Origin of the sequence: Streptomyces sp. NPDC057854, from assembly GCF_042797055.1 — a bacterium.
Lineage (GTDB): Bacteria > Actinomycetota > Actinomycetes > Streptomycetales > Streptomycetaceae > Streptomyces.
Genome location: NZ_JBHVMF010000014.1, coordinates 181,406 through 204,232, shown reverse-complemented (window position 1 = coordinate 204,232; position 22,827 = coordinate 181,406). Strand labels below are relative to the sequence as shown.

Annotated in this window: 20 protein-coding genes; 3 read left to right on the top strand and 17 right to left on the bottom strand. The window is 72.0% G+C overall.

The window, feature by feature from the left end:
* Nucleotides 1-55: 55 nt before the first annotated feature.
* Both ACFVQZ_RS21480 and ACFVQZ_RS21475 read left to right on the top strand, forming a co-directional pair.
* Nucleotides 56-1,057 (top strand): GNAT family N-acetyltransferase, encoded by a 1,002-nt coding sequence (locus ACFVQZ_RS21480; protein WP_383624903.1) that lies wholly within the window; start codon nucleotides 56-58, stop codon nucleotides 1,055-1,057.
* 7 nt (nucleotides 1,058-1,064) lie between these two features.
* Entirely contained in the window at nucleotides 1,065-1,910 is an 846-nt protein-coding gene (locus ACFVQZ_RS21475; protein WP_383624900.1) for a tetratricopeptide repeat protein, read from the top strand.
* On the opposite strand, the gene ACFVQZ_RS21470 is transcribed toward ACFVQZ_RS21475, so the two are convergent.
* The 6 genes from ACFVQZ_RS21470 to ACFVQZ_RS21445 form a co-directional block, all read right to left on the bottom strand.
* A complete protein-coding gene (locus tag ACFVQZ_RS21470; protein ID WP_383624897.1) occupies nucleotides 1,907-2,713 on the bottom strand; it encodes an inositol monophosphatase family protein in 807 nt (268 codons plus the stop codon). The genes ACFVQZ_RS21475 and ACFVQZ_RS21470 overlap by 4 nt on opposite strands.
* Nucleotides 2,714-2,768: 55 nt before the next feature.
* Entirely contained in the window at nucleotides 2,769-3,131 is a 363-nt protein-coding gene (locus ACFVQZ_RS21465) for a DUF1304 domain-containing protein (RefSeq protein WP_030496015.1), read from the bottom strand.
* A gap of 155 nt (nucleotides 3,132-3,286) precedes the next feature.
* The gene (locus tag ACFVQZ_RS21460; protein ID WP_383624893.1) at nucleotides 3,287-5,467 is read right to left on the bottom strand and encodes a hypothetical protein; all 2,181 of its coding nucleotides are present in this window, start codon (nucleotides 5,465-5,467) and stop codon (nucleotides 3,287-3,289) included.
* Nucleotides 5,468-5,607: 140 nt separating this feature from the next.
* A complete protein-coding gene (locus ACFVQZ_RS21455; protein ID WP_383624890.1) occupies nucleotides 5,608-5,961 on the bottom strand; it encodes a DUF6113 family protein in 354 nt (117 codons plus the stop codon).
* Complete coding sequence (mshB, locus tag ACFVQZ_RS21450; RefSeq protein ID WP_383624887.1) at nucleotides 5,958-6,878, bottom strand: N-acetyl-1-D-myo-inositol-2-amino-2-deoxy-alpha-D-glucopyranoside deacetylase; 921 nt, start codon at nucleotides 6,876-6,878, stop codon at nucleotides 5,958-5,960. The genes ACFVQZ_RS21455 and mshB overlap by 4 nt, the downstream gene beginning before the upstream one ends.
* 41 nt (nucleotides 6,879-6,919) lie before the next feature.
* Entirely contained in the window at nucleotides 6,920-7,120 is a 201-nt protein-coding gene (locus ACFVQZ_RS21445) for a hypothetical protein (protein WP_030496019.1), read from the bottom strand.
* Nucleotides 7,121-7,442: 322 nt separating this feature from the next.
* Here ACFVQZ_RS21445 and ACFVQZ_RS21440 point away from each other — a divergent pair, with 322 nt between their 5' ends.
* Nucleotides 7,443-9,629, top strand: a complete 2,187-nt coding sequence (locus tag ACFVQZ_RS21440; protein WP_383624884.1) for an alpha/beta fold hydrolase — start codon at nucleotides 7,443-7,445, stop codon at nucleotides 9,627-9,629.
* On the opposite strand, the gene ACFVQZ_RS21435 is transcribed toward ACFVQZ_RS21440, so the two are convergent.
* The 11 genes from ACFVQZ_RS21435 to ACFVQZ_RS21385 all read right to left on the bottom strand — a co-directional run bounded on the left by ACFVQZ_RS21435 (nucleotide 9,605) and on the right by ACFVQZ_RS21385 (nucleotide 22,553).
* Nucleotides 9,605-10,543: a hypothetical protein gene (locus ACFVQZ_RS21435; protein ID WP_383624881.1), complete on the bottom strand. Its 939-nt coding sequence runs from the start codon at nucleotides 10,541-10,543 to the stop codon at nucleotides 9,605-9,607. The genes ACFVQZ_RS21440 and ACFVQZ_RS21435 overlap by 25 nt on opposite strands.
* Before the next feature lie 213 nt (nucleotides 10,544-10,756).
* On the bottom strand, nucleotides 10,757-11,938 hold the full coding sequence (locus tag ACFVQZ_RS21430; protein ID WP_051788021.1) for a dipeptide ABC transporter ATP-binding protein: 1,182 nt from the start codon (nucleotides 11,936-11,938) through the stop codon (nucleotides 10,757-10,759).
* A complete protein-coding gene (locus ACFVQZ_RS21425; RefSeq protein ID WP_030496023.1) occupies nucleotides 11,931-12,914 on the bottom strand; it encodes an ABC transporter ATP-binding protein in 984 nt (327 codons plus the stop codon). The genes ACFVQZ_RS21430 and ACFVQZ_RS21425 overlap by 8 nt, the downstream gene beginning before the upstream one ends.
* A 6-nt stretch (nucleotides 12,915-12,920) precedes the next feature.
* Nucleotides 12,921-13,907, bottom strand: coding sequence for an ABC transporter permease (locus ACFVQZ_RS21420; protein WP_030496024.1), 987 nt, complete (start codon nucleotides 13,905-13,907; stop codon nucleotides 12,921-12,923).
* Nucleotides 13,900-14,823: an ABC transporter permease gene (locus ACFVQZ_RS21415; protein ID WP_030496025.1), complete on the bottom strand. Its 924-nt coding sequence runs from the start codon at nucleotides 14,821-14,823 to the stop codon at nucleotides 13,900-13,902. The genes ACFVQZ_RS21420 and ACFVQZ_RS21415 overlap by 8 nt, the downstream gene beginning before the upstream one ends.
* A gap of 83 nt (nucleotides 14,824-14,906) precedes the next feature.
* Entirely contained in the window at nucleotides 14,907-16,532 is a 1,626-nt protein-coding gene (locus ACFVQZ_RS21410; RefSeq protein WP_383624875.1) for an ABC transporter substrate-binding protein, read from the bottom strand.
* A 175-nt stretch (nucleotides 16,533-16,707) separates the two neighbouring features.
* Nucleotides 16,708-17,796: a dipeptide ABC transporter ATP-binding protein gene (locus ACFVQZ_RS21405; protein WP_030496027.1), complete on the bottom strand. Its 1,089-nt coding sequence runs from the start codon at nucleotides 17,794-17,796 to the stop codon at nucleotides 16,708-16,710.
* Entirely contained in the window at nucleotides 17,789-18,847 is a 1,059-nt protein-coding gene (locus ACFVQZ_RS21400; RefSeq protein WP_030496028.1) for an ABC transporter ATP-binding protein, read from the bottom strand. Before ACFVQZ_RS21400 ends, ACFVQZ_RS21405 begins: the two co-directional genes overlap by 8 nt.
* Before the next feature lie 14 nt (nucleotides 18,848-18,861).
* Entirely contained in the window at nucleotides 18,862-19,812 is a 951-nt protein-coding gene (locus ACFVQZ_RS21395) for an ABC transporter permease (protein WP_383624870.1), read from the bottom strand.
* Nucleotides 19,805-20,737 (bottom strand): ABC transporter permease, encoded by a 933-nt coding sequence (locus tag ACFVQZ_RS21390; RefSeq protein ID WP_383624954.1) that lies wholly within the window; start codon nucleotides 20,735-20,737, stop codon nucleotides 19,805-19,807. Before ACFVQZ_RS21390 ends, ACFVQZ_RS21395 begins: the two co-directional genes overlap by 8 nt.
* 172 nt (nucleotides 20,738-20,909) lie before the next feature.
* On the bottom strand, nucleotides 20,910-22,553 hold the full coding sequence (locus ACFVQZ_RS21385; RefSeq protein ID WP_383624867.1) for an ABC transporter substrate-binding protein: 1,644 nt from the start codon (nucleotides 22,551-22,553) through the stop codon (nucleotides 20,910-20,912).
* Between the last annotated feature and the right edge of the window lie 274 nt (nucleotides 22,554-22,827).

The window sequence follows — 22,827 nt, the reverse complement described above, 5'->3', positions numbered from 1 at the left end:
CGCACCTAGTATCTCCGTTCTCGGGGGCGATCCGAACAGGAGGGGCGGAGAAGCTGTGGAAATCACCGGCGGAGGACTGCTTGAGGTGCGCGTCACCAGCGCTGACGTGGGAAAACGTGTCTCCGTTCGGTACGTGACGGACTCTGCCCCGGCGGGTGACCGGTTCACCGACGCCGTCGGCGTGCTCACATCCTGGGACGCCGGTGTGCTCACGATCACACGAAAGAGCGGCGAGACCGTCCGGATCCCGGAACTCCGCCTCGTCGCGGGCAAGGTCGTCCCCGCCGCACCGGCCCGCCGGCGCGGCCCCGCCGCCGGCTTCGCCGAGCTCTCCCGGGTCGCCGCGCGCGCCTGGCAGCCGGTCGAGAGCGAGGCGCTCGGGGAGTGGACCCTGCGGGCCGCCGACGGGTTCACCCGGCGCGCCAACTCGGTGCTCCCGGCGGGCGATCCGGGGATGCCGCTGCCGGCCGCCCTGGAGGCCGTACGGGAGTGGTACGCGGACCGGAAGCTGCCCGCGTACGTGCAGACCGCGACCGGCGCCGAGGGCACCCAGGAACTGCTCTGCGCCGAGCTGGAACGGCTCGGCTGGACCCGCGAGATCAGCGCCGAGCTGCGGATCGCGTCCCTCGCGCCGGTCGCCGACCGGGAGCCCGGCCCGGTGGAGGTCCGCCTCTCCCGGACCTTCGACGAGCCGTGGCTCCGCCGCTACCAGCGGTTCTCCGGCGTCGGGCCGGCGGTGCGGCACGTCCTCGGGTCGGGCCCCAGCGTGTGGTTCGCGTCCGTCGCGGGCACCGGGGAAGTACCGGACGCCATCGGGCGTTGCGTCGTCGACGGGCGCTGGGCGGGCTTCCTCGCGGTGGAGGTCGCCCCCGAGGCGCGCCGCCGGGGACTGGCCACCGCGGTCATGACCGCGCTCGCCCGGCGGGCCCTCGACGAGGGCGCGTCGGCGGCCTGGCTCCAGGTCGAGAGCGACAACGAGGCGGCGAGGGCGATGTACGAGGGGATGGGCTTCGCGGTGCACCACCACTACCACCACTACCGGCAGGCGGAGGCGTGAGCGCGGCGTGAGCGCGGAGGACCCCCTGGAGCGGCCGGCCGGCCGGCGGCGGGAGTTCGCGGCGGAGGCCCGGGCCGAGCGGCCCGATCTCGCCCGGCTCTGCCTGCTGATCTGCGCCGTGGCGGACCCCACCGTCACCGAGCACGACCTGGTCGAGGCCGACGTCGAACTCGACCGGCTGGCCGGGCTCGTCCCGTACGGCACCCGCTTCACCGGCGCGTGGAAGGCCGAGCTGGCCGCGCTCCTCGGGGGCCGCGAGGGCTTCGTGGGCGTGCCCGCCGACTACCAGCGCCTGGAGTCCTCGCTGCTGCACCAGGTGCTGCGGCGGCGGCGCGGGCTGCCGATCCTGCTGTCCGTGGTGTGGATGGAGGTCGCCCGGCGGGCCGGCGCGCCGGTGTACGGGCTCGGGCTGCCCGGCCACTTCGTCGTCGGCTTCGGCGACCCGGCCGACCTCGACCTCGCCGACCCCTTCGCGGGCGGCCGGCCGATGACGGCGGAGGACGCCGAGCTGCTGGTGGCGAGCGCGACCGGCGAGGCCCTGGACCGCTCGATGCTGCGGCCCGCCGAACCGGGCGCGATCGTGCTGCGGATCCTCGGCAACATCCGCGCCTGGGCCGCGCACCGCCCCGAGCGCTCCGACGTGGCCCTGTGGGCGGTGGAGCTGTCGCTGCTGCTCCCCTCCCACCCGGCCCGCCTCCGCTACGAGCGCGCGGAACTCCTCGTCCGGCGCGGCGACTTCCTCACGGGGGCGGCGGAGATGGAGGCGTACGCGCAGATCATGGACGCGGTCGACCCCGCCTCCGCCGCCGCGATCCGCCACCAGGCCCAGGCGGCCCGGGCCCGGCTGAACTAGCGCGTCCCCTTCGGGCCGGACCGGATCAGGTCCATCAGGAGGGCGTGGGTCGCGGCGTCGGCGGCGGCCACCAGGCCGCGCGCGGTGCCGGGCTCCAGCGGGGCGCCGTCGACGCCGGTGACGACGCAGCCGGCGGCCCGGCACAGGGCGATGCCGGCGGCGAAGTGGACGCTGCCGGTGAGGTCGCCGCCGTCCGTGACGTACGCGGCGCGCTTCCCGGCCGCGACCCAGGCGAGCGCGAGCGACGTGGAGACCACGCGCGGGCGGAACGCGGCGGCGAAGCCGGGGTGGGCGAGGAGGTCCACGGCGCGGAAGCCGGGGGCGCCGGGGAACGGCGGGTCCAGGTTGACGTCGACGATCCGGGTGGCCGGGGTGGGGACGAGCGGGCCGCCGTCCGGGCCCCACGCGCGCGTGCCGTCGGTGTGGAACACCTCCCCCGCCTCGCCGCCGAAGGGGTCGGCGACGGCGGCCGCCCCGCCGCGCAGGGCCACGTTGACGGCGACGAGCTTGTTCCCGACGGCGTAGTTGAGGGTGCCGCAGAGGGGGTCCACCAGCCACTGGCGGCCGGCCTCCGCCGGGCCCTGCCGGCCGCTCTCCTCGCCGAGGACCGCGTCGTCCGGGCGGGCGGCGCGCAGGACGTCGAGGACGGCCCGCTCGGCCGCGAGGTCGGCGGTGGTGGCGAAGTCGCCTCCGCCCTTGTCGATCCGGGCGAGTTCCCGTCCCTGGAGGCCGCGCACGACCGCGGCGGCGGCCCGGGCCGCCGCCGCGGCGACCTCGGCGTCGGAGAGCTCCTGAGTGATCATGGCGCGAGGCTACGGGGCCACGCCGGGCCGGTCCAGGGCCCGTCGGGTACGCCGCTCAGCCGGCGACGAGGACGGCGGAGAGCGCGAGGGCGCCGGGCAGGGCCTGGGCGTAGAGGATGCGGCGGTTGGCGGTGGCGGCGCCGTACAGTCCGGCGATGACGACGCACGACAGGAAGAAGACCCGCACCCGGAAGCCGGTGGGGTCGTCCGCGATCAGCCCCCAGACGAGGCCGGCGGCGAGGAACCCGTTGTAGAGCCCCTGGTTGGCGGCCATGGCGGCGGTCTCCCGGGCCAGCCGGGCGTCGAACCCGGAGAACCGCCGCCCGGTCTCCTTCTCCCACAGGAACATCTCCATCACGAGGATGTAGAGGTGCAGGAGCGCGATCAGGGCGACGAGGATGTCGGCGGTCAAGGGCATGCGCCCATTGTGAGCGGCGACCTGGTGCGCGGGTCGCCGACACGGCGGGGGCGGCGGGGCGGCTGGTCCAGCGGGGCGGGCGTGAGTGGGTGGGTGGGCCGGTACGGCGGCGCCCCGCCAGGGGGTGCCTGGCGGGGCGTCGGTGGCGGCGGGGGTCAGCCCTGGCCGGTGAGGTCGATCGTCGCGGTGCGTTCGGCCTTGGTCTTGCCGCGCAGGGCGTCGCGCATGACGAACGCGACGTCGTCGGCGGAGACCTCGTGCTTCGTGCCGTCGCCCTTGGTGACCATGACGCCCTCGAAGGTGCCTTCGAGGAGGCGGGTGATCGCCTTCTTGTCGTAGACCTCCACCAGGTGCCCGTCGACGGCCTTCATGGAGAGGATCTGCGGCAGCGAGCGGGCCGGACCGAAGTCGATCTCCTTGCCGCCGGCCCGGATGGTGATCCGGCCGGACATGGCGGGCTCGGCGAACTCCTTCATCGCCCGGTCCAGTTCGGCCTTGGAGACCGTGGGCTGCCGGACGGTGACCGGGAGTTCGACGACCTTCGCCTGACCGGTCTCCACCTGGGCGCGGAAGGCGTCCTTCACGGAGATCATCGAGCGCTGGACGTCCAGGCCCCGGCCGGGCTTGCCCTCGACGGGGGTGACCTTGTTCGGGGCGAACAGGATCGTCGCCTCGGTCGCCGACGAGGAGGAGCCCGCGAGGTCCCGGAGGGCGACGGCCAGCTTCTCGCTGTCGACCGGGAAGACCGGCTTCGCGACCCGCTCGCCGCCGAACAGGGAGCCGATCACCGAGACGGGGTTGTAGTCGCTGCCCGCGGCGTTGCGGACGGTCTGCTGGCTGTCCAGGGAGAGCCCGGCCTTGTCGGGCGCGAGCTGGACCTTCTTGCCGCCGACGGAGAGCTGCAGCGGGGTCGCGGCGCGCTTGCCGAGCGCCGCCTCCAGCTTGTTGACGGCCTCCTCCTTCGTCCCGCCGCCGATGTCCACGCCGAGCACGGTGGTGCCCTTGGGGACGTCGGACTGGTTGAGGAGGAGCCCGGCGCCGTAGGCGACGGCGGCCGCGCCGACGAGCCCGGCGGCGAGCAGGACCAGCTTGGAGCGGCCCTTCTTCGCGGGGGCCGGGGCGGGCCGCGGCGCCGGGGCGGGGGCCTCTTCCCGGGGGGCCTGCCGGGCGGGGCGGGCGGCGGCCGGCGGGACGACCGGGATGCCGCTCGTCAGGGTGTCGCCGGACACCTTGCCGCCGGCGGGCCCGCCGGGGCCCGGACGGCCGCCGGCGCCGGGCGCGGACGGGGGCACGGGCGCGGGCTGCTGCGGCGTCAGGATCGCGGTGTCGTCGGACATGCGGGGCGCGCCGCCGCCGGGGCCGTACGGGCCGGGACCGCCGGGCGCCTGGCCGCCGGGGACGGGGCCGCCGGGCATCGGGCCGCGGGGGCCGCCGGCGCCGGGGCGGCGGGGCATGGCGGGGCGCTGCGGCGCGCCGGCGCCGAGGTCCGCGATGCCGCTGGCGGGTCCGGTGGTCGGGCCGGTGGGCTGCCCGTCGTACCGGGGGGTGCCGCCGGCGGGCGTGCCGTCGTACGCGGGCGTGCCGCCGGGCGGGGTCGCGTCGTAGCGCGGGGTGCCGTCCGCCGGGGTGTCGTGCGCCGGGGTCTCGCCGGGCGGGGGGCCGTCGTACAGCGGGACGCCGGCGGCGGGGGTGCCGTCGTAGCCGGGGAGCGTGCCGGTGTCGTACAGCGGGTTGCTGACGGGGCGGCTGGAGGGCGCGCTGCCGACCGTGGGGACGCCGGCGGTCGCGGAGCCCGCGAAGCCGGTGCCGGCGGTCTGCGGGCCGCCCAGCGCCTTCGGCGCGGGAGCGGGGGCGGGCGCGGCGGGGGCCGCCGGTGCCGGGGCGGCGGGCGCGCTCTTGCGGGGCGCGAACCAGTCGCTGGGCTCCTTCGCCTTCGGCGCCTCGGCGGCCCGCGGGGCCTCGGGCGCGGCCGGGGCGGGGGCCGGTTCCGGTTCGGGCTCCGGGGCCGGCGCGGGAGCGGGCCGCTCCGGCTCGGCCGGCGCGGCGGCGTCGGCGTCGCCGCCGGCGACGGGCTTGCGGACCACGACCGGCGGGATCGGCCGGGAACCCGGAATGTTGATGCGGATCCGGGTCGTCAGGGTGGTCTCGGTCTTCGGCTCCTCCGGCGGCGCCGGGGGCGCGCCGGGGCCCTCCTCCGGCGCGTCCTGCGTCGGGTGGAGCGACGGATACTGGCGGGATCCGTACGGCTGGGTTCCCGACGGGTAGGCGGCCCCGCCGCGCCCCTGGGCGCCGCCGGAGGACGAACTGTCGGTCTCTCGACCAGTTTCACGACTCAAAGCAGGATCTCCCGGTTGGCTCCGCCGCCCGCTCTTGCTGATGCTCGTTCTGTCCCGGGCGGTTCGGCGGCGCGCACCACCATACTGTCCAGCGCCGCCGGTTATCCGCTCGGTGCGGAGTCCGCCTGCTCACGGGTGGTCTACGGGGTGCTCTGCGGCAGCCTGCTGACGGTGGCGCAGATCACAGCGGTGCCCATGCCTCCGAAGAGGAACAGCAGCTCGCCGATGCCGCCGCCGAAGAGGCCGTCCCCCTCGGGCCGGCCGAGGCTGAGCACGATGACGGCGAGGAGCCAGCCGCCGCCGGCGGCGGCGAGGCCGGCCTGGTTGCCGGTGGCGCGCATCCCTCCGTAGAAGAGGGAGGCGGTGCCGAGGAGGGCGAGGATCAGGCCGGCGGGGAGCCAGGCGGCCTGGACGAGGGCGCCGGCGGTGCCGGTGACGGCTCCGAGGACGAACAGGCCGGCGTAGGCGGCGTACCGGGCGGCGGGGCTGGTCATCGGCCGGCCGCCTCCTCGGGGAGGCCCGCGAAGAGGTCGGTCTCGCGCTCGCCGGCGGGGGCGCCGGAGGTGCCGCGGACGAGTTCGTAGTACTCGGTGGTGAAGAGCGGCTGGGCGAGGTCGTTGGAGAGGGCGAACCAGGGGCCGTCGACGGCGACCTGGGTGGTGTGGGCGGCCATGGCGGCGCGCTTGCGGGCCGCGTACGAGGCGGGGTCGGCGAGGTCGCCGCCGTCGATCTCGGCGGTGATCCGGTCCTCGTCGACGACGCCGGGGACGTCGGCGACGGCGGCGTGGTCCGGGAACGCGGAGCCCTCGGCGGCCAGCCGGGCGAAACCGGCCTCGGCGACGGGGCGGGGCACCCGGTTCCAGTAGATCTTGGCGATGGTGTGGGCCGGGCCGAGGCCGGGGCGGTGGCCGGGGTCGGCGGCGAGGTCGGCGGCGCGCATGGCGACCCGGTGGGCCTGGATGTGGTCGGGGTGGCCGTAGCCGCCGTCGGGGTCGTAGGTGACGAGGACCTGGGGGCGGGTCTCGCGGATGACCTGGACTAGCGGGTCGGCGGCGGTGTCGACGTCCGTGTTCCAGAAGGCGTGCGGGCGCTCGTTCTGGGGGACGCCCATCATGCCGGAGTCGCGGAAGCGGCCCTGTCCGCCGAGGAAGCGGTGGTCGGTGACGCCGAGGGCGTCCATGGCGGCGGCGAGTTCGCCGGCGCGGTGCGGGCCGAGGCGGTCCTCGCGGTCGGGGGCCAGGTGGGCCAGGCCGGGCGGGATGACCTCGCCCTCCTCGCCCAGAGTGCAGGTGACCAGGGTGACAAGGGCGCCTTCGGCCGCGTACCGGGCCATGGTGGCGCCGTTGTTGATCGACTCGTCGTCGGGGTGCGCGTGCACGAGGAGCAGACGACGGGCGGGGAGATCGGTCATGGCCCCACCCTACGAGGCGGGGCCGTGGCCGGCCGCCCGGGTCAGAACTTGATGCCGGCGATCATGCTCGCCACGTTGGTGGTGAGCGTGGTGATCGAGTCGGAGAGGGAGGAGCTGGCGAGGTAGAAGCCCAGGAGCGCGCAGACCACCGCGTGACCGGCCTTGAGTCCGGATTTCCGGATCAGCAGGAAGACGACGATCGCCAGCAGCACCACCACGGAGATCGAGAGCGAGAGTGCCACGGCGGTTCACCTCCACCTTCGGTCGGGAATTCGAGCGGTCCGTGCGAGCGGGTCGTGCGGGTCGTGCGGGTCCGTGCGGGGTTCGTACGGTTGTCGTGCAGTTGTGGTGCGGTGTCGTGCGGTTGTGGTGCCGTGGTCCTGCGGTGCGCGTGCGCCTGGTGCGTGCGGGTGGTGCGGTCCCCGGGCATGTGCCCGGCGCTCCCACGCGGGTGCATACCCACGGAGGGCCACCCACCAAGCGCTACGGATCATAACTATCCGTACCCGCGCATTGATCGGCGTACAGGCGCGCGAGGGGGCTCACAGCGCTACTTTCAGCCTTATGACCATGCCTCAGCAGTACTCGTCCGCCCCACCCGTGGGGCTCTCCTTCCCGCGCCTGCACGCCCGGACCCAGCGGTTCGGGCTCGGTGTCCCGCGCGGCTTCTCCGTCTCCCCGGACGGGGAGCGCGTCGTCTTCGTGCGCTCCGGCTCGGGCACCGACCGGAGCCACCTGCTGTGGGTGCTGGACCTGCCGGCGGACGGCGGGAAGCCGGCGGAGCGGGTCGTCGCGGACCCGTCGGCGCTGCTCGCGGGGGCCGCGGAGGAGCTGTCCGCGGAGGAGCGGGCCCGGCGCGAGCGGAGCCGCGAGGGGTCGGCCGGGATCGTCGGGTACGCGGTGGACGGGGCGGTCGAGCTGGCGGCGTTCGCCCTGTCCGGGCGGCTGTTCACGGCCGAGCTGCGGGCCGGGACCGCGCGGGAGCTGCCGGTGCCGGGGCCGGTGATCGACCCGCGTCCCTCGCCGGACGGGCGGCGGGTGGCGTATGTGTCGGGAGGCGCGCTACGGGTGGTCGGAGCGGACGGTTCCGGTGACGCAGAACTGGCGGTTCCGGAGGACGCGCACACCACCTACGGATTGGCCGAATTCATCGCCTCCGAGGAGATGGGCCGGGACCGCGGATTCTGGTGGTCGCCCGAGTCGGACCGGCTCCTGGTGGCCCGCGTCGACGACCGCGCGGTGCGCCGCTGGTACATCGCGGACCCGGCGCACCCCGAGCGCGAGCCGCAGCGGGTGGGGTATCCGGCGGCGGGGACGCCCGACGCGGAGGTGCGGCTCTTCCTGTACGCCCTCGACGGGTCCCGCACCGAGGTGGTGTGGGACCGGGAGCGGTTCCCGTACCTCGCGCGCGTGCACTGGTCCGCGGCGGGCGCGCCGCTGCTGCTGGTGCAGGCGCGGGACCAGCGGACGGCGCGGGTCCTCGCGGTGGACACGGCGGCGGGCACCACCGCGACCGTCCGCGAGGAGGAGGACCCCGCCTGGATCGAACTGCTGCCGGGGGTGCCGTGCTGGGCCCCGGACGGGCGGCTGGTGCGGGTCGGCGACGAGAGCGGGGCGCGGGCGCTGACCGTGGGCGAGGAGCGGCTGACGGACGCCGCGCTGCACGTGCGGGCGGTGGTCGACGTGGGCGGGGACGACGTGCTGGTGACGGCGTCGGCGGGCGCGGCGGCGGCGGAGCCGGAGACCGGCGAGGCGCACGTCTACCGGGTGTCGGCGCGGGGCGCGGAGCGGGTGTCGGAGGGCGCGGGCTGGCACGGGGCGGTGCGCTGCGGCGCGGTGACCGTGCTGGTGTCCGCGCGGCCGGACGCGCCGGGCGCGGTGGCGCGGGTGCTGCGGGACGGCGAGCAGGTGGCGGTGGTCGGCTCGGCCGCGGTCGAACCGCCGCTGCGGGCCCGGCCGGTGTTCACGGAGGCCGGTGAGCGGCGGATCCCCTGCGCGGTGCTGCTGCCGTCCTGGTACGAGGAGGGGCAGGGGCCGCTGCCGGTGCTGATGGACCCGTACGGCGGCCCGCACGGGCCCCGGGTGGTGGCCGCGCACAACGCGCACCTGACCTCGCAGTGGTTCGCCGAGCAGGGCTTCGCGGTGGTGGTCGCGGACGGGCGGGGCACGCCGTGGCGGTCGCCCGCGTGGGAGAAGGCGGTGCTGCGGGACTTCGCGGTGACGCTGGAGGACCAGGTGGCGGCCGTGCGGGCGCTGGCGGAGCGGCTCCCGCTGGACCTGGACCGGGTGGCCGTGCGGGGCTGGTCGTTCGGCGGCTATCTGGCGGGGCTGGCGGTGCTGCGCCGGCCTGACGTCTTCCACGCGGCGGTGGTGGGCGCGCCGGTGACGGACTGGCGGCTGTACGACACCCACTACACCGAGCGGTACCTGGGCGTCCCGGAGGCGGAGCCGGAGGTGTACGCGGCGCAGTCGCTGCTCACCGACGACGGCCTGTCGGCGCCGGAGGAGCCGGCCCGGCCGATGATGATCGTGCACGGTCTGGCGGACGACAACGTGGTGGTGGCGCACGCGCTGCGGCTGTCGTCGGCGCTGCTCGCCGCGGGCCGGCCGCACGAGGTGCTGCCGCTGTCCGGGGTGACGCACATGACCCCGCAGGAGCAGGTGGCGGAGAACCTGCTGCTCCTCCAGGTCGACTTCCTGAAGCGGTCGCTGGGCGGCTTCCCCGCTCACCAGCCGGGCGGGCGCGGGTAGGGCGGCGGCGGGGTCGCCGCGGGGCCCCGGGGCGCGGGCGCGGCGTCGGGGGCGCCGCGCCCGCCCAGCAGGGCGAGGACGGCGGCCCCGGCGAGCACCGCGAAGCCGGCGGTGACGAGGCCGGGGGCGTCCAGGCCGGGGGCGGTGACGTACCAGACGTCGAGGTGGACGTGGGCGCGGACCAGCCGGGCGAGTTCCGCGACGCCGCCGGCGAGCAGGACGCCGCCGGCCAGGACGCCGAGGGGGCGGGTGTGGCGGGCGGCGGCGAAGGCGGCAACCGCGGCGGTCAGGTACAGGGCGACGAGGACGAGCGCGAGCCAGCCGGGCGGGACGCCGAGGGCGGCGTCGAGGGCGGACCGGCCGCCGGTGAAGCGGTCGACGGCGAAGCGGGGGTCGGTCCGGCCGGTCCACCGGACCTCCTGGACGAGCAGGACGAGGGCCGCGGCGAGCAGCAGGACGCCGGCGGCGACGGCCGGTCCGCGCAGCGGGCGGCTCGGCGGGTGCTCCTCGGGCGCGGCGGGCGGGCGTCGGCCGGCCAGCACGGTGACGAGGAGTCCGGCGGCGAGGCCCAGTTCGAGCAGGGCGGTGACGAGGGGGCCGGTGCCGTGGGTCCAGAGACCGGGAAGGCGGACGGCGAAGGCGAGGGCGCCGGTGGCGGCGAGCGCGCCGGCGGCGTGCCGGGAGCGGAGGGCCGCGAGGGCGGTGCCGGCGGCGGCGAGGCAGAGGACCGGGTCGAGCAGGGTGGTGGCGGCGCGGGTCCGGGCGAGCCGGAAGCGGTCGCCGGTCCAGTGCCAGAAGAGGTCCGCGGGCGAGCCGAGGACGCCGAGGTCGCGCAGGATCCAGACGAAGGGGACGAGGGCGAGCGCGGCGGCGAGCGCGGCCCCGGTGAGACGTGCCGGTCGAGTCACAGTCACGGGGCCGATACTCACGGTCAGCGGCGGCCGAAACAAGCGGTTCCGGGCAAGGGGCGGTCCGGAGGTGACGGAGTGTGGGCCGGCGGGCCCCCGCAGGGCCCCGCCGGCCGACGGCACCCGCACGGCCGCACGTTCAGCAGGATCGGTCGTCCGGATGTCGGAGCGGCTTCCCGGCGGTTGCCGGGGTGTTAAGGCCGCGGGGGCCGCCGGGGTTCAGAGCGTCTTCGGGCCGCCCGGCTCCTCCGGCGGCTCCGGTCCGCGCTCCTCCGGGTCGCGCCGTACGGGCCCGGGCGGCTCCTCGTGGGCGGCGGCGGAGGCCTCCGCCGGGGCCGGGCCCTCCTCCAGGGGTTCGGTGTGGGCGAGCGAGTCCTCCGGCGGGACCACCTGCTTCTCCTCCGCGAAGTGGCAGGCCGAGTCGTGCTTCGCGGGGCCGTCGGTGAGCCGGAAGACGGCGGGGACGGCGAGCAGCGGGACCTCCAGTTCGCACCGCCGCTGCGCCTTCCAGCAGCGGGTGCGGAAGCGGCAGCCGGAGGGGATGTTGGCCGGGGAGGGCACGTCGCCGGTGAGGATGATCCGCTCGCGGTGGGCGCGGGCCTCCGGGTCCGGCACCGGGACGGCGGAGAGCAGCGCCTGGGTGTAGGGGTGGGTGGGGTGGTCGTAGATCTGGGTGTCGGTGCCGATCTCCACGATCCGGCCGAGGTACATGACGCCGACCCGGTCGGAGATGTGCCGCACGATCGACAGGTCGTGGGCGATGAAGACGTACGACAGGGAGAACTCGGACTGGAGCCGGTCGAGCAGGTTGACGACCTGTGCCTGGACGGAGACGTCGAGGGCGGAGACCGGTTCGTCGGCGACGATGATCTCGGGCTGGAGGGCGAGGCCGCGGGCGATGCCGATGCGCTGGCGCTGGCCGCCGGAGAACTGGTGCGGGTAGCGGTTGATGTACTCGGGGTTGAGGCCGACGACGTCGAGGAGGTCCTGGACCTTGCGGCGCCGGTCGCCCTTGGGCGCGACCTCGGGGTGGATCTCGTACGGCTCGCCGATGATGTCGCCGACCGTCATGCGCGGGTTGAGCGAGGTGTACGGGTCCTGGAAGACCATCTGGATGTTGCGGCGGACGGCCTTGAGGGCGCGCGGGGAGAGCCGGGTGAGGTCCTCGCCCTTGTACCGGATCGTGCCGGAGGTCGGCCGCTCCAGGTTGACGAGCATCTTCGCGACGGTGGACTTGCCGCAGCCGGACTCGCCGACGATGCCGAGGGTCTCGCCGGCGACGAGGTCGAAGTCGACGCCGTCGACCGCCTTGACCGCGCCGACCTGCTTCTTGAAGAGGATGCCCTGGGTGAGCGGGTAGTGCTTGTGCAGGTCCCGGACCTCGAGAATCGCCTCAGCCATGGAGGCACTCCTTCCAGAAGTGGCAGGCGCTGGAGCGCGGGACGGGCGACTCGGTGACCTCGTACAGCGGCGGCACGTCGGTCCGGCAGACGTCCTGGGCCATCGGGCAGCGCGGGTTGAAGGCGCAGCCGGGCGGGATGGCGAGCAGGTTGGGCGGCAGGCCCTTGATCGCGTACAGCTCCTGGCCCTTCTGGTCCAGGCGCGGGATGGAGTCGAGGAGGCCGCGGGTGTAGGGGTGGGCGGGCGCCTTGTAGATCTCGTGGACGGGGGCCCGCTCGACGATCCGGCCGGCGTACATGACGGCGATCTTGTCGGCGACGTCGGCGACGACGCCGAGGTCGTGGGTGATCAGGATGAGGCCCATGTGGAGCTCGCGCTGGAGTTCCGCGAGGAGGTCCATGACCTGGGCCTGGACGGTGACGTCGAGGGCGGTGGTGGGCTCGTCGGCGATGATCAGCTCGGGTTCGAGGGCGAGCGCCATGGCGATCATGATGCGCTGGCGCATGCCGCCGGAGAACTGGTGGGGGTACTGGCCGACGCGTTCCTTGGCGGCGGGGATGCGGACCCGGTCCATCAGCTCGACGGCCCGGGTGCGGGCGTCCTTCTTGCTCATGCCGCGGTGGACGACGAACATCTCGCCGAGCTGTTCGCCGACGCTGAGGACGGGGTTGAGGGAGGACAGGGCGTCCTGGAAGATCATCGCCATCTTGGCGCCGCGGACCTTCCTGCGCTCCTCCTCCTTGAGCTTCAGCAGGTCCTGGCCCTGGAAGAGGATCTGGCCGCCGGTGATCCTGCCGGGGGGCATGTCGAGGATGCCCATGACGGCCTGGGCGGTGACGGACTTGCCGGAGCCGGACTCGCCGAGGACGGCGAGGGTCTCCCCCGCGTCGACCGCGTAGTCGACGCCGTTGACCGCCTTGGCCACCCCGTCGCGGGTGTGGAACTCCACGTGCAGGTCGCGCACTTCGAGCAGCATGGGTCCCTACCTCAGCTTCGGGTCGAGGGCGTCGCGGACGGCGTCGCCGAGCATGATGAACGCGAGCACGGTGACGGCGAGCGCGCCGGACGGCCAGAGCAGCATGTGCGGGGCGTTGCGGATGTAGGGCGACGCCGAGGAGATGTCGATGCCCCAGGAGACGGTGGGCGGTTTCAGGCCGACGCCGAGGAAGGAGAGCGTCGCCTCCAGGGCGATGTACGTGCCGAGGGCGATGGTGGCGACGACGATGACGGGCGCGACCGCGTTGGGCGCGATGTGCCGGAGCAGCATCCGGGAGTTGGAGGCGCCGAGCGCGCGGGCGGCCTGCACGTAGTCGTTCTGCTTGGCGGTGATGACGGAGCCGCGGGCGATGCGGGAGAGCTGCGGCCAGCCGAGCAGCACCATGAAGCCGATGACGGGCCAGACGGTGTTGTTGCTGACGACGGAGAGGAGCACCAGGCCGCCGAGGACGACGGGGATGGCGAAGAAGACGTCGGTGATCCGGGAGAGGATGCCGTCCCAGAGGCCGCCGAAGAAGCCGGCGAGGCCGCCGAGGGCGGCGCCGAGCAGGGTGACGCCGAGGGTGGCGAAGACGCCGACCTGGATGGAGGCGCGGGCGCCGTGGACGGTGCGGGTGTAGACGTCGCAGCCCTGTCCGTTGAAGCCGAAGGGGTGGCCGGGCTGGGAGCCCTCCTGCGCCTTGGAGAGGTCGCAGTCGAGGGGGTCGCCGGAGGCGATCAGGGACGGCCAGATCGCGATGACCACCAGGAAGAGGATGATCAGTCCGGAGACGATGAAGATCGGGTTGCGGCGCAGGTCGTGCCAGGCGTCGGACCACAGGGAGCGGGGCTTGCCCTCGGGGCCGGTGCCGCGGGGTCCGGCGGGCGTCTTCTCCAGGGTCTCGGCCTCGGCCATGGCGAGGTCGGTGGCGCCGCCGGCGCCGGTCGCGGCGATGGCGCGGCCCTCTTCGTACGGCTCGATCGGCTCAGGCATAGCGAATCCTCGGGTCAAGGACGGCGTAGAGGAGGTCCACCAGGAGGTTGGCCAGCAGGAAGATCAGGACGAGGATGGTCACGAAGCCGACCACGGTCTGGGTGTTCTGCCGGACGATGCCCTGGTAGAGCTGGTAGCCGACGCCGTGGATGTTGAAGATCCGTTCGGTGACGATGGCGCCGCCCATGAGCGCGCCGACGTCGGCGCCGATGAAGGTGACCACCGGGATGAGGCTGTTGCGCAGCAGGTGGCGGCTGATGACGCGGCGGCGCGGGAGGCCCTTGGCGACGGCGGTGCGGACGTAGTCGGCGCGCTTGTTCTCCGCGATGGAGGTGCGGGTGAGCCGCGTGACGTACGCGAGCGACACCGAGGCGAGGACCAGGCCGGGGACGATCAGCTCGTCGAAGGTCGCGGCGGGCGAGACGGCCGGGTCGATCCAGCCCCACTTCACGCCGAGCAGCAGCTGGACCAGCAGGCCGGTGACGAAGGTGGGGACGGAGAGGACGACCAGGGTGAGCAGCAGGACGGTGGTGTCGACGGGCCGGCCGCGCCGCAGGCCGGTGACGACGCCGAGGCTGATGCCGATGACGATCTCGAAGAGGATGGCGACGACGGTCAGCCGGATGGTGACCGGGAAGGCGGTGCTCATCAGCTCGGTGACCGGCTGCCCGTTGAAGGCGGTGCCGAAGTCACCGGTGAAGACGTTGCCCATGTAGGTGAGGTATTGCTGCCAGACGGGCTTGTCGAGGCCGAACTCCTGCCTCAGCCGGGCGGCCGTCGCCGGGTCGCAGGCGCGGTCGCCGCAGAGCCCGGCGATGGGATCGCCCATCACGTTCACCATCAGGAAGATCAGCAGCGTGGCGCCGAAGAAGACCGGGATCATCTGCAGCAGCCGCCGGATCACGTATCGACCCACGGGGACCTCCAGGGAGGGGGAAGGCGTACGGCCCGGCGCGGGGGTCCGCGTGCCGGGCCGTACGCCGCCGGCCTACGGCGTCGTCACTTGACCTTGATCTGGTCGTAGACCGGGACGCTGAACGGGTTGAGGGTGACGTTCTCGACCCGCTCGGAGTAGCCGGCGCTGCCGTTCTGGTACCAGAGCGGGATCGCGCCCATGTCGTCGCGGAGGACCTCCTCGGCCTTCTGGAAGAGGCCGATCGCCTTCGGGATGTCCGCCTCGGCGTTGGCCTGGTCGACCAGCTTGTCGAACTCGGCGCTGGTGTACTTGCCGTCGTTGGAGGAGGCGTTGGTGTAGTACAGCGGCTGCAGGAAGTTCTGGATCAGCGGGTAGTCCATCTGCCAGCCGGCCCGGAAGGGGCCGTCGAGCTTCTGGGTGGTGACCTGGTTGCGGTAGTCGGCGAAGGTGCCGATGGGGTTGCCGACGCACGCCTTGTTGTTGCCGAGGGCGCGGTTGATGGAGTTGCAGACGGCGTCCACCCACTCCTTGTGGGAGCCGGTGTCGGCGTTGTACGAGATCTTCATCGTGCCGCCGGGGATGCCGCCGCCCTCCGCGACCAGCTTCTTCGCCCGCGCGGCGTCGTACTTGCAGAAGTCGCCGCAGACGTCCTTGAAGCCGCCCTCCTCGCCGAGGACCGGGGAGGTCCAGTCGACGGCGGGCGTGCGGGTCTTCTGGAAGATCGTCTCGGTGATCTGCTGCCGGTCGATGGCCATCGACAGGCCCTGCCGGAGCTTCTCCTGGCCCGGCTTGTTCCAGGCGTCGTCGTAGAACGGGAAGGAGAGCGTCTGGATGATGCCGGCCGGGGTGTTGATGTACCGGTCGCCGAGGTCGGCGGAGACGTTCTTGAGCTGGGCGGCGGGGACGTCGTCGACGAGGTCGAGGTTGCCGGCGATCAGGTCGGTGTAGGCGGTGTTGTTGTCCGTGTAGACCTTGAGGGTGATGCCGCCGTTCTGGGCCTTGTCCTCGCCGGGGTAGCCGTCCCAGCGCTTGAGCTCCATCTGGGAGCCCTTGGCGTACGAGTCGACGGTGTACGGGCCGTTGCCGACGGGCTTCGCCAGCCAGCCGGTGCGGTCGTCGAAGAACGCCTTCGGGAGGGGGGCGAAGGCGGCGTAGCCGAGGGTGTCGGGGAAGGTCGAGAACTTCTGGGTGAGCTTCACCGTGAAGGTCCGCGGGCCGGTCACCTTGAGGCCGGACAGGGTGTCGGCGGTGGCCTCGCCCTTGTCGGGGTGGACCTTGTCGTAGCCCTCGATGTAGCCGAAGAAGTAGGCGTTCTTCTGGTTGTTCTTCAGGTGGGCGCCGTAGTTCCAGGCGTCGACGAAGGACTGGGCGGTGACCTTCTCGCCGTTGGAGAAGGTCCAGCCGTCCTTGACGGTGATGGTGAAGGTGGTCGAGTCCTTCGTCTCGATCTTCTCGGCGAGCATGTCCTTGGCCTCGCCGGTCTTCGGGTCGTACTGCTTGAGACCGCGGAAGATCATGGACAGGACCTTGCCGCCCTGGACCTCGTTGGTGTTCGCCGGCTCCAGCGGGTTCTGCGGGTCTCCCCAGGAGGAGCTCACGATGCCGTCGGCCCCTCCGCCGCCGCTGTCGTCACCGCCGCCGCATGCGGTCGCCGCGAGGGCGACGGCGGTGGCCAGTGCGGCCCACTTGGCGTGCGTGGCTCCGCGCATGGAGTGCCTCCCGATTGTCCTAAGCGTGACTTAGGGCTCAATATCACCCGATATTGACGGGTATGCACCTTTACGGCCTCCGAGGGAGTGCGCGCGGGCCGGGCAGGACGCGGAAGGGCCCCCCGCACCCGGCGGGGGTGCGAGGGGCCCTGGTCCATCAGGCCGTCACGGTCGGTCAGCCCGCGTGGATCACGTCCCGCTCCTCGGCGAAGTGGCACGCCGACTCGTGGGCCGCGAGGGTGTCCTGGCCGCGGAAGCGCTCCGGGACCGCCAGGACCGGCACCTCGGTGGAGCACTTCTCCTGGGCCTTCCAGCACCGGGTGCGGAAGCGGCAGCCCGACGGCGGGTTCGCCGGCGAGGGCACGTCGCCCGTCAGGATGATGCGGTCGCGGTTGGCGCGCGCCACCGGGTCCGGCACCGGCACCGCGGAGAGCAGCGCCTGGGTGTACGGGTGCGTGGGGTGGTCGTAGATCTCCTCGTCCGTACCGATCTCGGCGAGCTTGCCGAGGTACATGACGCCCACGCGGTCCGAGATGTGCCGGACGATCGACAGGTCGTGCGCGATGAAGATGTAGGACAGGTTGAACTCGTCCTGGAGCTTCTCCATCAGGTTGATGACCTGCGCCTGGACGGAGACGTCCAGGGCCGAGACCGGCTCGTCGCAGATGATGATCTCCGGGTTGAGCGCGAGGCCGCGGGCGATGCCGATGCGCTGGCGCTGGCCGCCGGAGAACTGGTGCGGGTACCGGTTGATGTACTCCGGGTTCAGACCGACGACGTCGAGGAGCTCCTGCACCTTGCGGCGCCGGTCGCCCTTCGGGGCCACCTCGGGGTGGATGTCGAAGGTCTCGCCGATGATGTCGCCGACCGTCATGCGCGGGTTCAGCGAGGTGTACGGGTCCTGGAACACCATCTGGATGTTCCGGCGGACGGCCTTCAGCGCGCGGCCGGACAGCTTGGTGATGTCCTGGCCCTTGTAGAAGACCTCGCCGGCGGTGGCCCGCTCCAGGTTCATCAGGAGCTTGGCGACCGTGGACTTGCCGCAGCCGGACTCGCCGACGATGCCGAGGGTCTCGCCCTGGTAGAGGTCGAAGGAGACCCCGTCCACGGCCTTGACCGCGCCGACCTGCTTCTTGAAGAGGATGCCCTGCGTCAGCGGGAAGTGCTTCTGCAGGTTGCGCACCTGGAGGATCGGCTCCCCCCGCTGGACGGGGACGTCCAGCGCGGCGGCCACGGCCTCGTCGTTCTTGCTGAGCTCAGCCATGGATCGTCTCCTTCCAGAAGTGGCAGGCGCTCTTGCGGCCCGGCAGGTCCGCGCCGTCCTGCTCGGTGACCGGCACCAGGGCCGGGACCTCGGTGCGGCAGAGGTCGGTGGCCTTGGGGCAGCGCGGGTTGAAGGCACAGCCGGAGGGGACCTTGAGCAGGTTCGGCGGGAGGCCCTTGATCGCGTAGAGCTCCTGGCCCTTCTGGTCCAGGCGCGGGATCGAGTCCAGCAGACCCCGGGTGTACGGGTGCGCCGGACGCGCGTACAGCTCGTGGACGGGCGCCTGCTCGACGATCCGACCGGCGTACATCACGGCGATCTTGTCCGCGACGTCGGCGACGACGCCGAGGTCGTGGGTGATGAGGATCAGACCCATGTTGTACTCGCGCTGGAGCTCCGCGAGGAGGTCCATGACCTGGGCCTGGACCGTCACGTCGAGGGCCGTGGTCGGCTCGTCGGCGATGATCAGGTCGGGCTCCAGGGCGAGCGCCATGGCGATCATGATGCGCTGGCGCATACCGCCGGAGAACTGGTGGGGGTAGTCGCTGACCCGCGCCTTGGCGGCGGGGATCTTGACCTTGTCCATCAGTTCGATGGCCTTGAGCTTGGCGTCCTTCTTGGACAGGCCCTGGTGGACCCGGAACATCTCGCCGAGCTGGTAGCCGACGGAGAGGACCGGGTTCAGCGAGGAGAGCGCGTCCTGGAAGATCATCGCGATCTTCCGGCCGCGGATCTTCCGGCGGTCCTCGTCGGACATCTTGAGCATGTCCTCACCGCGGAACAGGATCTCGCCCTGCGGGATCCTGCCGGGCGGCATGTCGAGGATGCCCATGATGGCCTGGGCGGTGACGGACTTGCCGGAGCCGGACTCGCCGAGGACGGCGAGGGTCTCGCCGGCGTCCACCGAGTAGTTGACGCCGTTGACCGCCTTGGCCACACCGTCACGGGTGTGGAACTCGACGTGCAGGTCCTTGACTTCGAGCAGCGGTCCGTTGTGCTCGCCGCTCTCTCGCGGCGCGGGGACGGACGCGGTCTTGTTGATGGTGCTCACGGTTTACGCCCTCCTCAGCGCAGCTTGGGGTCGAGGGCGTTGCGAACGGCTTCGCCGAGCATGATGAACGCCAGGACGGTGATGCTCAGCATGATCGACGGCCAGAGCAGCACGTGCGGAGCGACGCGGATCTGGTCGACCGCGGTGGAGACGTCGACACCCCACGAGACGGTCGGCGCGGCGAGGCCCAGGCCCAGGTAGGACAGGGTGGCCTCGGCCGAGATGTAGCCGCCGAGCGCGATGGTGGCGACGACGATCACGGGGGCCATGGCGTTCGGCAGGATGTGCCGGAAGAGGATCCGGGAGGTGCCGGCGCCGAGGGCCTTGGCCGCGTGGACGTAGTCGGCCTGCTTGACGGTGATCACGGCGCCGCGCATGACGCGGGCCATCTGGGTCCAGCCGAGGAAGGCGAGCGCGCCCACCACGACCCAGACCGTGCGCTCCGTGAAGGACTGCAGGACGACCATGGCGCCGAGCAGGAACGGAATGCCGAAGAAGATGTCGGTGATCCGGGACAGGATCGCGTCCCAGACGCCGCCGAAGTAGCCGGCGATCATGCCCATGAGGCCGCCGACGACGGTGACGATGAGGGTGACGCAGATGCCGACGATGATCGAGGCACGGGTGCCGTAGATCACGCGGGCGTAGACGGAACGGCCCTGCTGGTCGTAGCCGAACCAGCCCTCGGAGCCGATGCTGCCGAGCTCGGGCTTGCCGAGGAAGTGCTTCACGAGGTCACCCGCGGTGGGCGAGGCGCTGGTGAAGAGGGTCGGCCAGGCGGCGATCAGCAGCAGGAAGGCGATGAGCACCGACGAGACGATGAAGTACGGGTTGCGGCGCAGGTCCGCCCAGGCGTCGCCCCAGAGGGAGCGGGCCTTCTCCGGCTTGTGCGCGCCCTTCGGCTCCGTCGCCGAGGGGGGTGCGACGGCGTCTTCGACGGCGGCGGTCTTGGTCACGTCAGGCATACCGGATCCTCGGGTCCAGGACCGCGTACAGCAGGTCGATGAGCAGGCTGGTGAGGAGGTAGACGATCACCAGGATGGTGACGAGGCCGACCAGTGTGGTGCCCTCGCGCCGCGTGATCGACTCGGCGATGAGACCGCCGACGCCCTTCACGTTGAAGATGCGCTCGGTGACGATGGCGCCGCCCATGAGGGCGCCGATGTCGGTGCCGAGGAAGGTGACGACCGGGATCATCGAGTTGCGCATGAGGTGGACGCCGATGACCCGGCGCCGCGGCAGGCCCTTGGCGACGGCCGTGCGCATGTAGTCGGCGCGCAGGTTCTCCGCCATGGAGGTACGGGTGAGGCGGGCCACGTAGGCGAGTGAGAGTCCGCCGAGGACGACCGCCGGGGCGATCATCTCGGACCACAACGCCTCGTTGCTGACGTTGGGTTCGATCCAGCCCAGGTTGTCCGCGAAGAGCATCTTGACGAAGAAGCCGAGCACGAAGACCGGGATCGAGATGATCAGCAGCGTGAAGATGAGGACGGCGTTGTCGGCCAGGCGGCCGGCGCGAAGACCGGCGATGACGCCGAGGCCGATGCCGAAGATGAGCTCGAACGCGAAGGCCAGGGTGGCCAGCTGGAGCGTCACCGGGAAGGCGTCGCCGAGCACTTCGGTCACGGGACGGTCGTTGCGGATCTGCGTCCCGAAGTCGAAGTGAAGGATGATGCCGGTGATGTAGTCCCAGTACTGCTTCCACAGTGGCTGGTCGAGACCGAGCTTGTGCCGGATCGCCTCGATGGTCGCCGGGCTGGCGCCCTTGTCGCCGAACAGACCGGCCACGGGGTCGCCGGGCAGGCTGTAGACCATGAGGAAGATCAGCAGGGTTGTCCCGAAGAAGACCGGGATCATCTGGAGCAGTCGTCGTGCGACATAGCGCCCCATCATGCCTCCGTTGAGATGTGACGGCCGCAGCCGACGGGCCCTCCCCCGGCATGGCTGCCCTGTTTCGGACAGCGCGATGCCACGGAAGGGCCCCCCAGCCACTGCGTAAGGCACCGAAACGGGACTGACGTTCCGTCAGTCCCGTGACGGCATGCGGACTACGCTCGGGTGATTACTTCTGCTTGACCTCGACGCCGGTCAGGATCGGGTCGCCGTCCTGGCCGTACGCCACGCCGGAGACGTTCTCCGAGTAGCCCGCGTTGACCTTGTAGTACCAGAGCGGGATGGACGGCATGTAGTTCACCAGGTCCTTCTCGATCGCCTGGTACTCCTTGACGGACTCCTCAAGGGTCTTGGCGGAGTCGGCCTTGGCGATCTTGGCGTCCAGCTCCTTGTTGGAGAAGCCGCCCTGGTTGCCGCCCGCACCCGTGCGGAACAGGTCCGAGATGAAGTTGGCGTTCACCGGGTAGTCGAGCACCCAGCCGGAGCGGTACAGGGACTTGACCTGCTGGTTCTTGCGCGCCTGCAGGTCGGACTGGAAGTCCGGCTTGCCGTCGCCGACACACTGAACGGAGGTGGCCTGGGTGATGGAGTTGCAGACCGCGTCCACCCACTCCTTGTGACCGCCGTCGGCGTTGAACTGGATGGAGATCTTGTTGCCGGGGACGCCGCCGCCGGCCTTGATGAGCTCCTTGGCCTTGGCCGGGTCGAACTTGGTGACCTCGACCGCGTTCGGCTGGTAGCCGAGCACGCCCTGGGCGACCCAGCCGGTGGCGGGCTCGCGGGTGCCGTTGAGCACCGTCTTGGTGATCGTGGCGCGGTCGATGGCCATCGACAGACCCTGGATGACCTTCGGGTCGATCTGCTTCGGCTTCTTCCACTGGTCGGCGTAGAAGGCGACGGCGATGGTCTGGATCGAGGAGTACGGCTGGTCCACGGCGCGGTCGCCGAGGTCCTGGCGGTAGACCGGCAGGTCCTTCGGGGCGATCTGGCGGAGGACGTCGACGTTGCCCGACTTCAGGTCCTCGTAGGCGGCCTCGAGGGTGGTGTAGTTCTTGAAGACCACACCGCCATTCTTCGCCTTGTTCGGACCGGTGTAGTCGTCGAAGCGGACGATCTCGATCTGCTTCTTGCGGTCCCAGCTCTTGAACTTGTAGGGACCGTTGCCGACCGGCTTGAGGCCGGCGGCCTGCGGGTCCTTGAAGAAGGACTCGGGGAGCGGGGCGAAGGAGATGTACGCGAGCTTGTGCGCGAAGTACGGGACCGGCTTCGCGAGCTCGATGGTGAAGGTGGTCTCGTCGACGACCTTCAGACCGTCGAGGGTCTTGGAGGTGGGCTTGGCACCCTCCTCCTCGGGGTGGACCTTCTCGAAGCCCTTGATGTCGGCGTACCAGGAGGCGAGACCCTGGGCGTTCTCGACGTTGGCGTTCCAGTTCCACGCGTCCACGAAGGACTTGGCGGTGACCGGGGTGCCGTCGTGGAACTTCCAGCCCTTCTTGAGCTTGACGGTCCAGAGCTTCGAGTCGCTGGTGGTGACCGACTCGGCGTTGATCATCTCGAGCGAGCCGTCGGCCTTGTAGTCGACCAGGGTCGAGAACAGGCCGGACATCACGATGGAGCCGTTGGACTCCATGGTGTCACCGGTGTGCAGGAGCTTCTCCGGCTCACCGACCTCGATCGAGTAGATGCCGTTCGGGTCGATCTTGCCCTTGGCGTCGCTGTTGCCACCGTCGCTCTTGCCCCCGCCACAGGCGGTCGCAGCCAGGGCGACGATGATCGCGCCCGTTACCCACTTGGCGCTCTTGGCACCGCGCATGGGTTTCCTCCTCATGAGTCCACTTGTCACTACAAGAAGGGCACTTCGAGACCTGCCGACACCCCTGACGGCGTTGATCCCCCGGTACCCCGAGTGTGCTCGTGAGTCGGCACTCCCCACAGTGCGTGACCCATTGACCCGAGCTCAATGGAGCCAACTATTAAGTACGTCCGGGCTGTAAACCACACTTAAGTGGTCTCGTTTTGACAACATCACCTTGGCCGCGAAGACCGAAATCCGGACAAACTGAGCACAGACAGACACCCCCGAAACG

Excerpts from the sequence above, each read along its gene's own strand:
- ACFVQZ_RS21470 (WP_383624897.1), bottom strand. The coding sequence starts at position 2,713 with ATGATCACTCAGGAGCTCTCCGACGCCGAGGTCGCCGCGGCGGCGGCC.
- ACFVQZ_RS21465 (WP_030496015.1), bottom strand. The coding sequence starts at position 3,131 with ATGCCCTTGACCGCCGACATCCTCGTCGCCCTGATCGCGCTCCTGCAC.
- ACFVQZ_RS21455 (WP_383624890.1), bottom strand. The coding sequence starts at position 5,961 with ATGACCAGCCCCGCCGCCCGGTACGCCGCCTACGCCGGCCTGTTCGTC.
- mshB (WP_383624887.1), bottom strand. The coding sequence starts at position 6,878 with ATGACCGATCTCCCCGCCCGTCGTCTGCTCCTCGTGCACGCGCACCCC.
- ACFVQZ_RS21440 (WP_383624884.1), top strand. The coding sequence starts at position 7,443 with ATGACCATGCCTCAGCAGTACTCGTCCGCCCCACCCGTGGGGCTCTCC.
- ACFVQZ_RS21430 (WP_051788021.1), bottom strand. The coding sequence starts at position 11,938 with ATGGCTGAGGCGATTCTCGAGGTCCGGGACCTGCACAAGCACTACCCG.
- ACFVQZ_RS21425 (WP_030496023.1), bottom strand. The coding sequence starts at position 12,914 with ATGCTGCTCGAAGTGCGCGACCTGCACGTGGAGTTCCACACCCGCGAC.
- ACFVQZ_RS21420 (WP_030496024.1), bottom strand. The coding sequence starts at position 13,907 with ATGCCTGAGCCGATCGAGCCGTACGAAGAGGGCCGCGCCATCGCCGCG.
- ACFVQZ_RS21410 (WP_383624875.1), bottom strand. The coding sequence starts at position 16,532 with ATGCGCGGAGCCACGCACGCCAAGTGGGCCGCACTGGCCACCGCCGTC.
- ACFVQZ_RS21405 (WP_030496027.1), bottom strand. The coding sequence starts at position 17,796 with ATGGCTGAGCTCAGCAAGAACGACGAGGCCGTGGCCGCCGCGCTGGAC.
- ACFVQZ_RS21395 (WP_383624870.1), bottom strand. The coding sequence starts at position 19,812 with ATGCCTGACGTGACCAAGACCGCCGCCGTCGAAGACGCCGTCGCACCC.
- ACFVQZ_RS21390 (WP_383624954.1), bottom strand. The coding sequence starts at position 20,737 with ATGGGGCGCTATGTCGCACGACGACTGCTCCAGATGATCCCGGTCTTC.
- ACFVQZ_RS21385 (WP_383624867.1), bottom strand. The coding sequence starts at position 22,553 with ATGCGCGGTGCCAAGAGCGCCAAGTGGGTAACGGGCGCGATCATCGTC.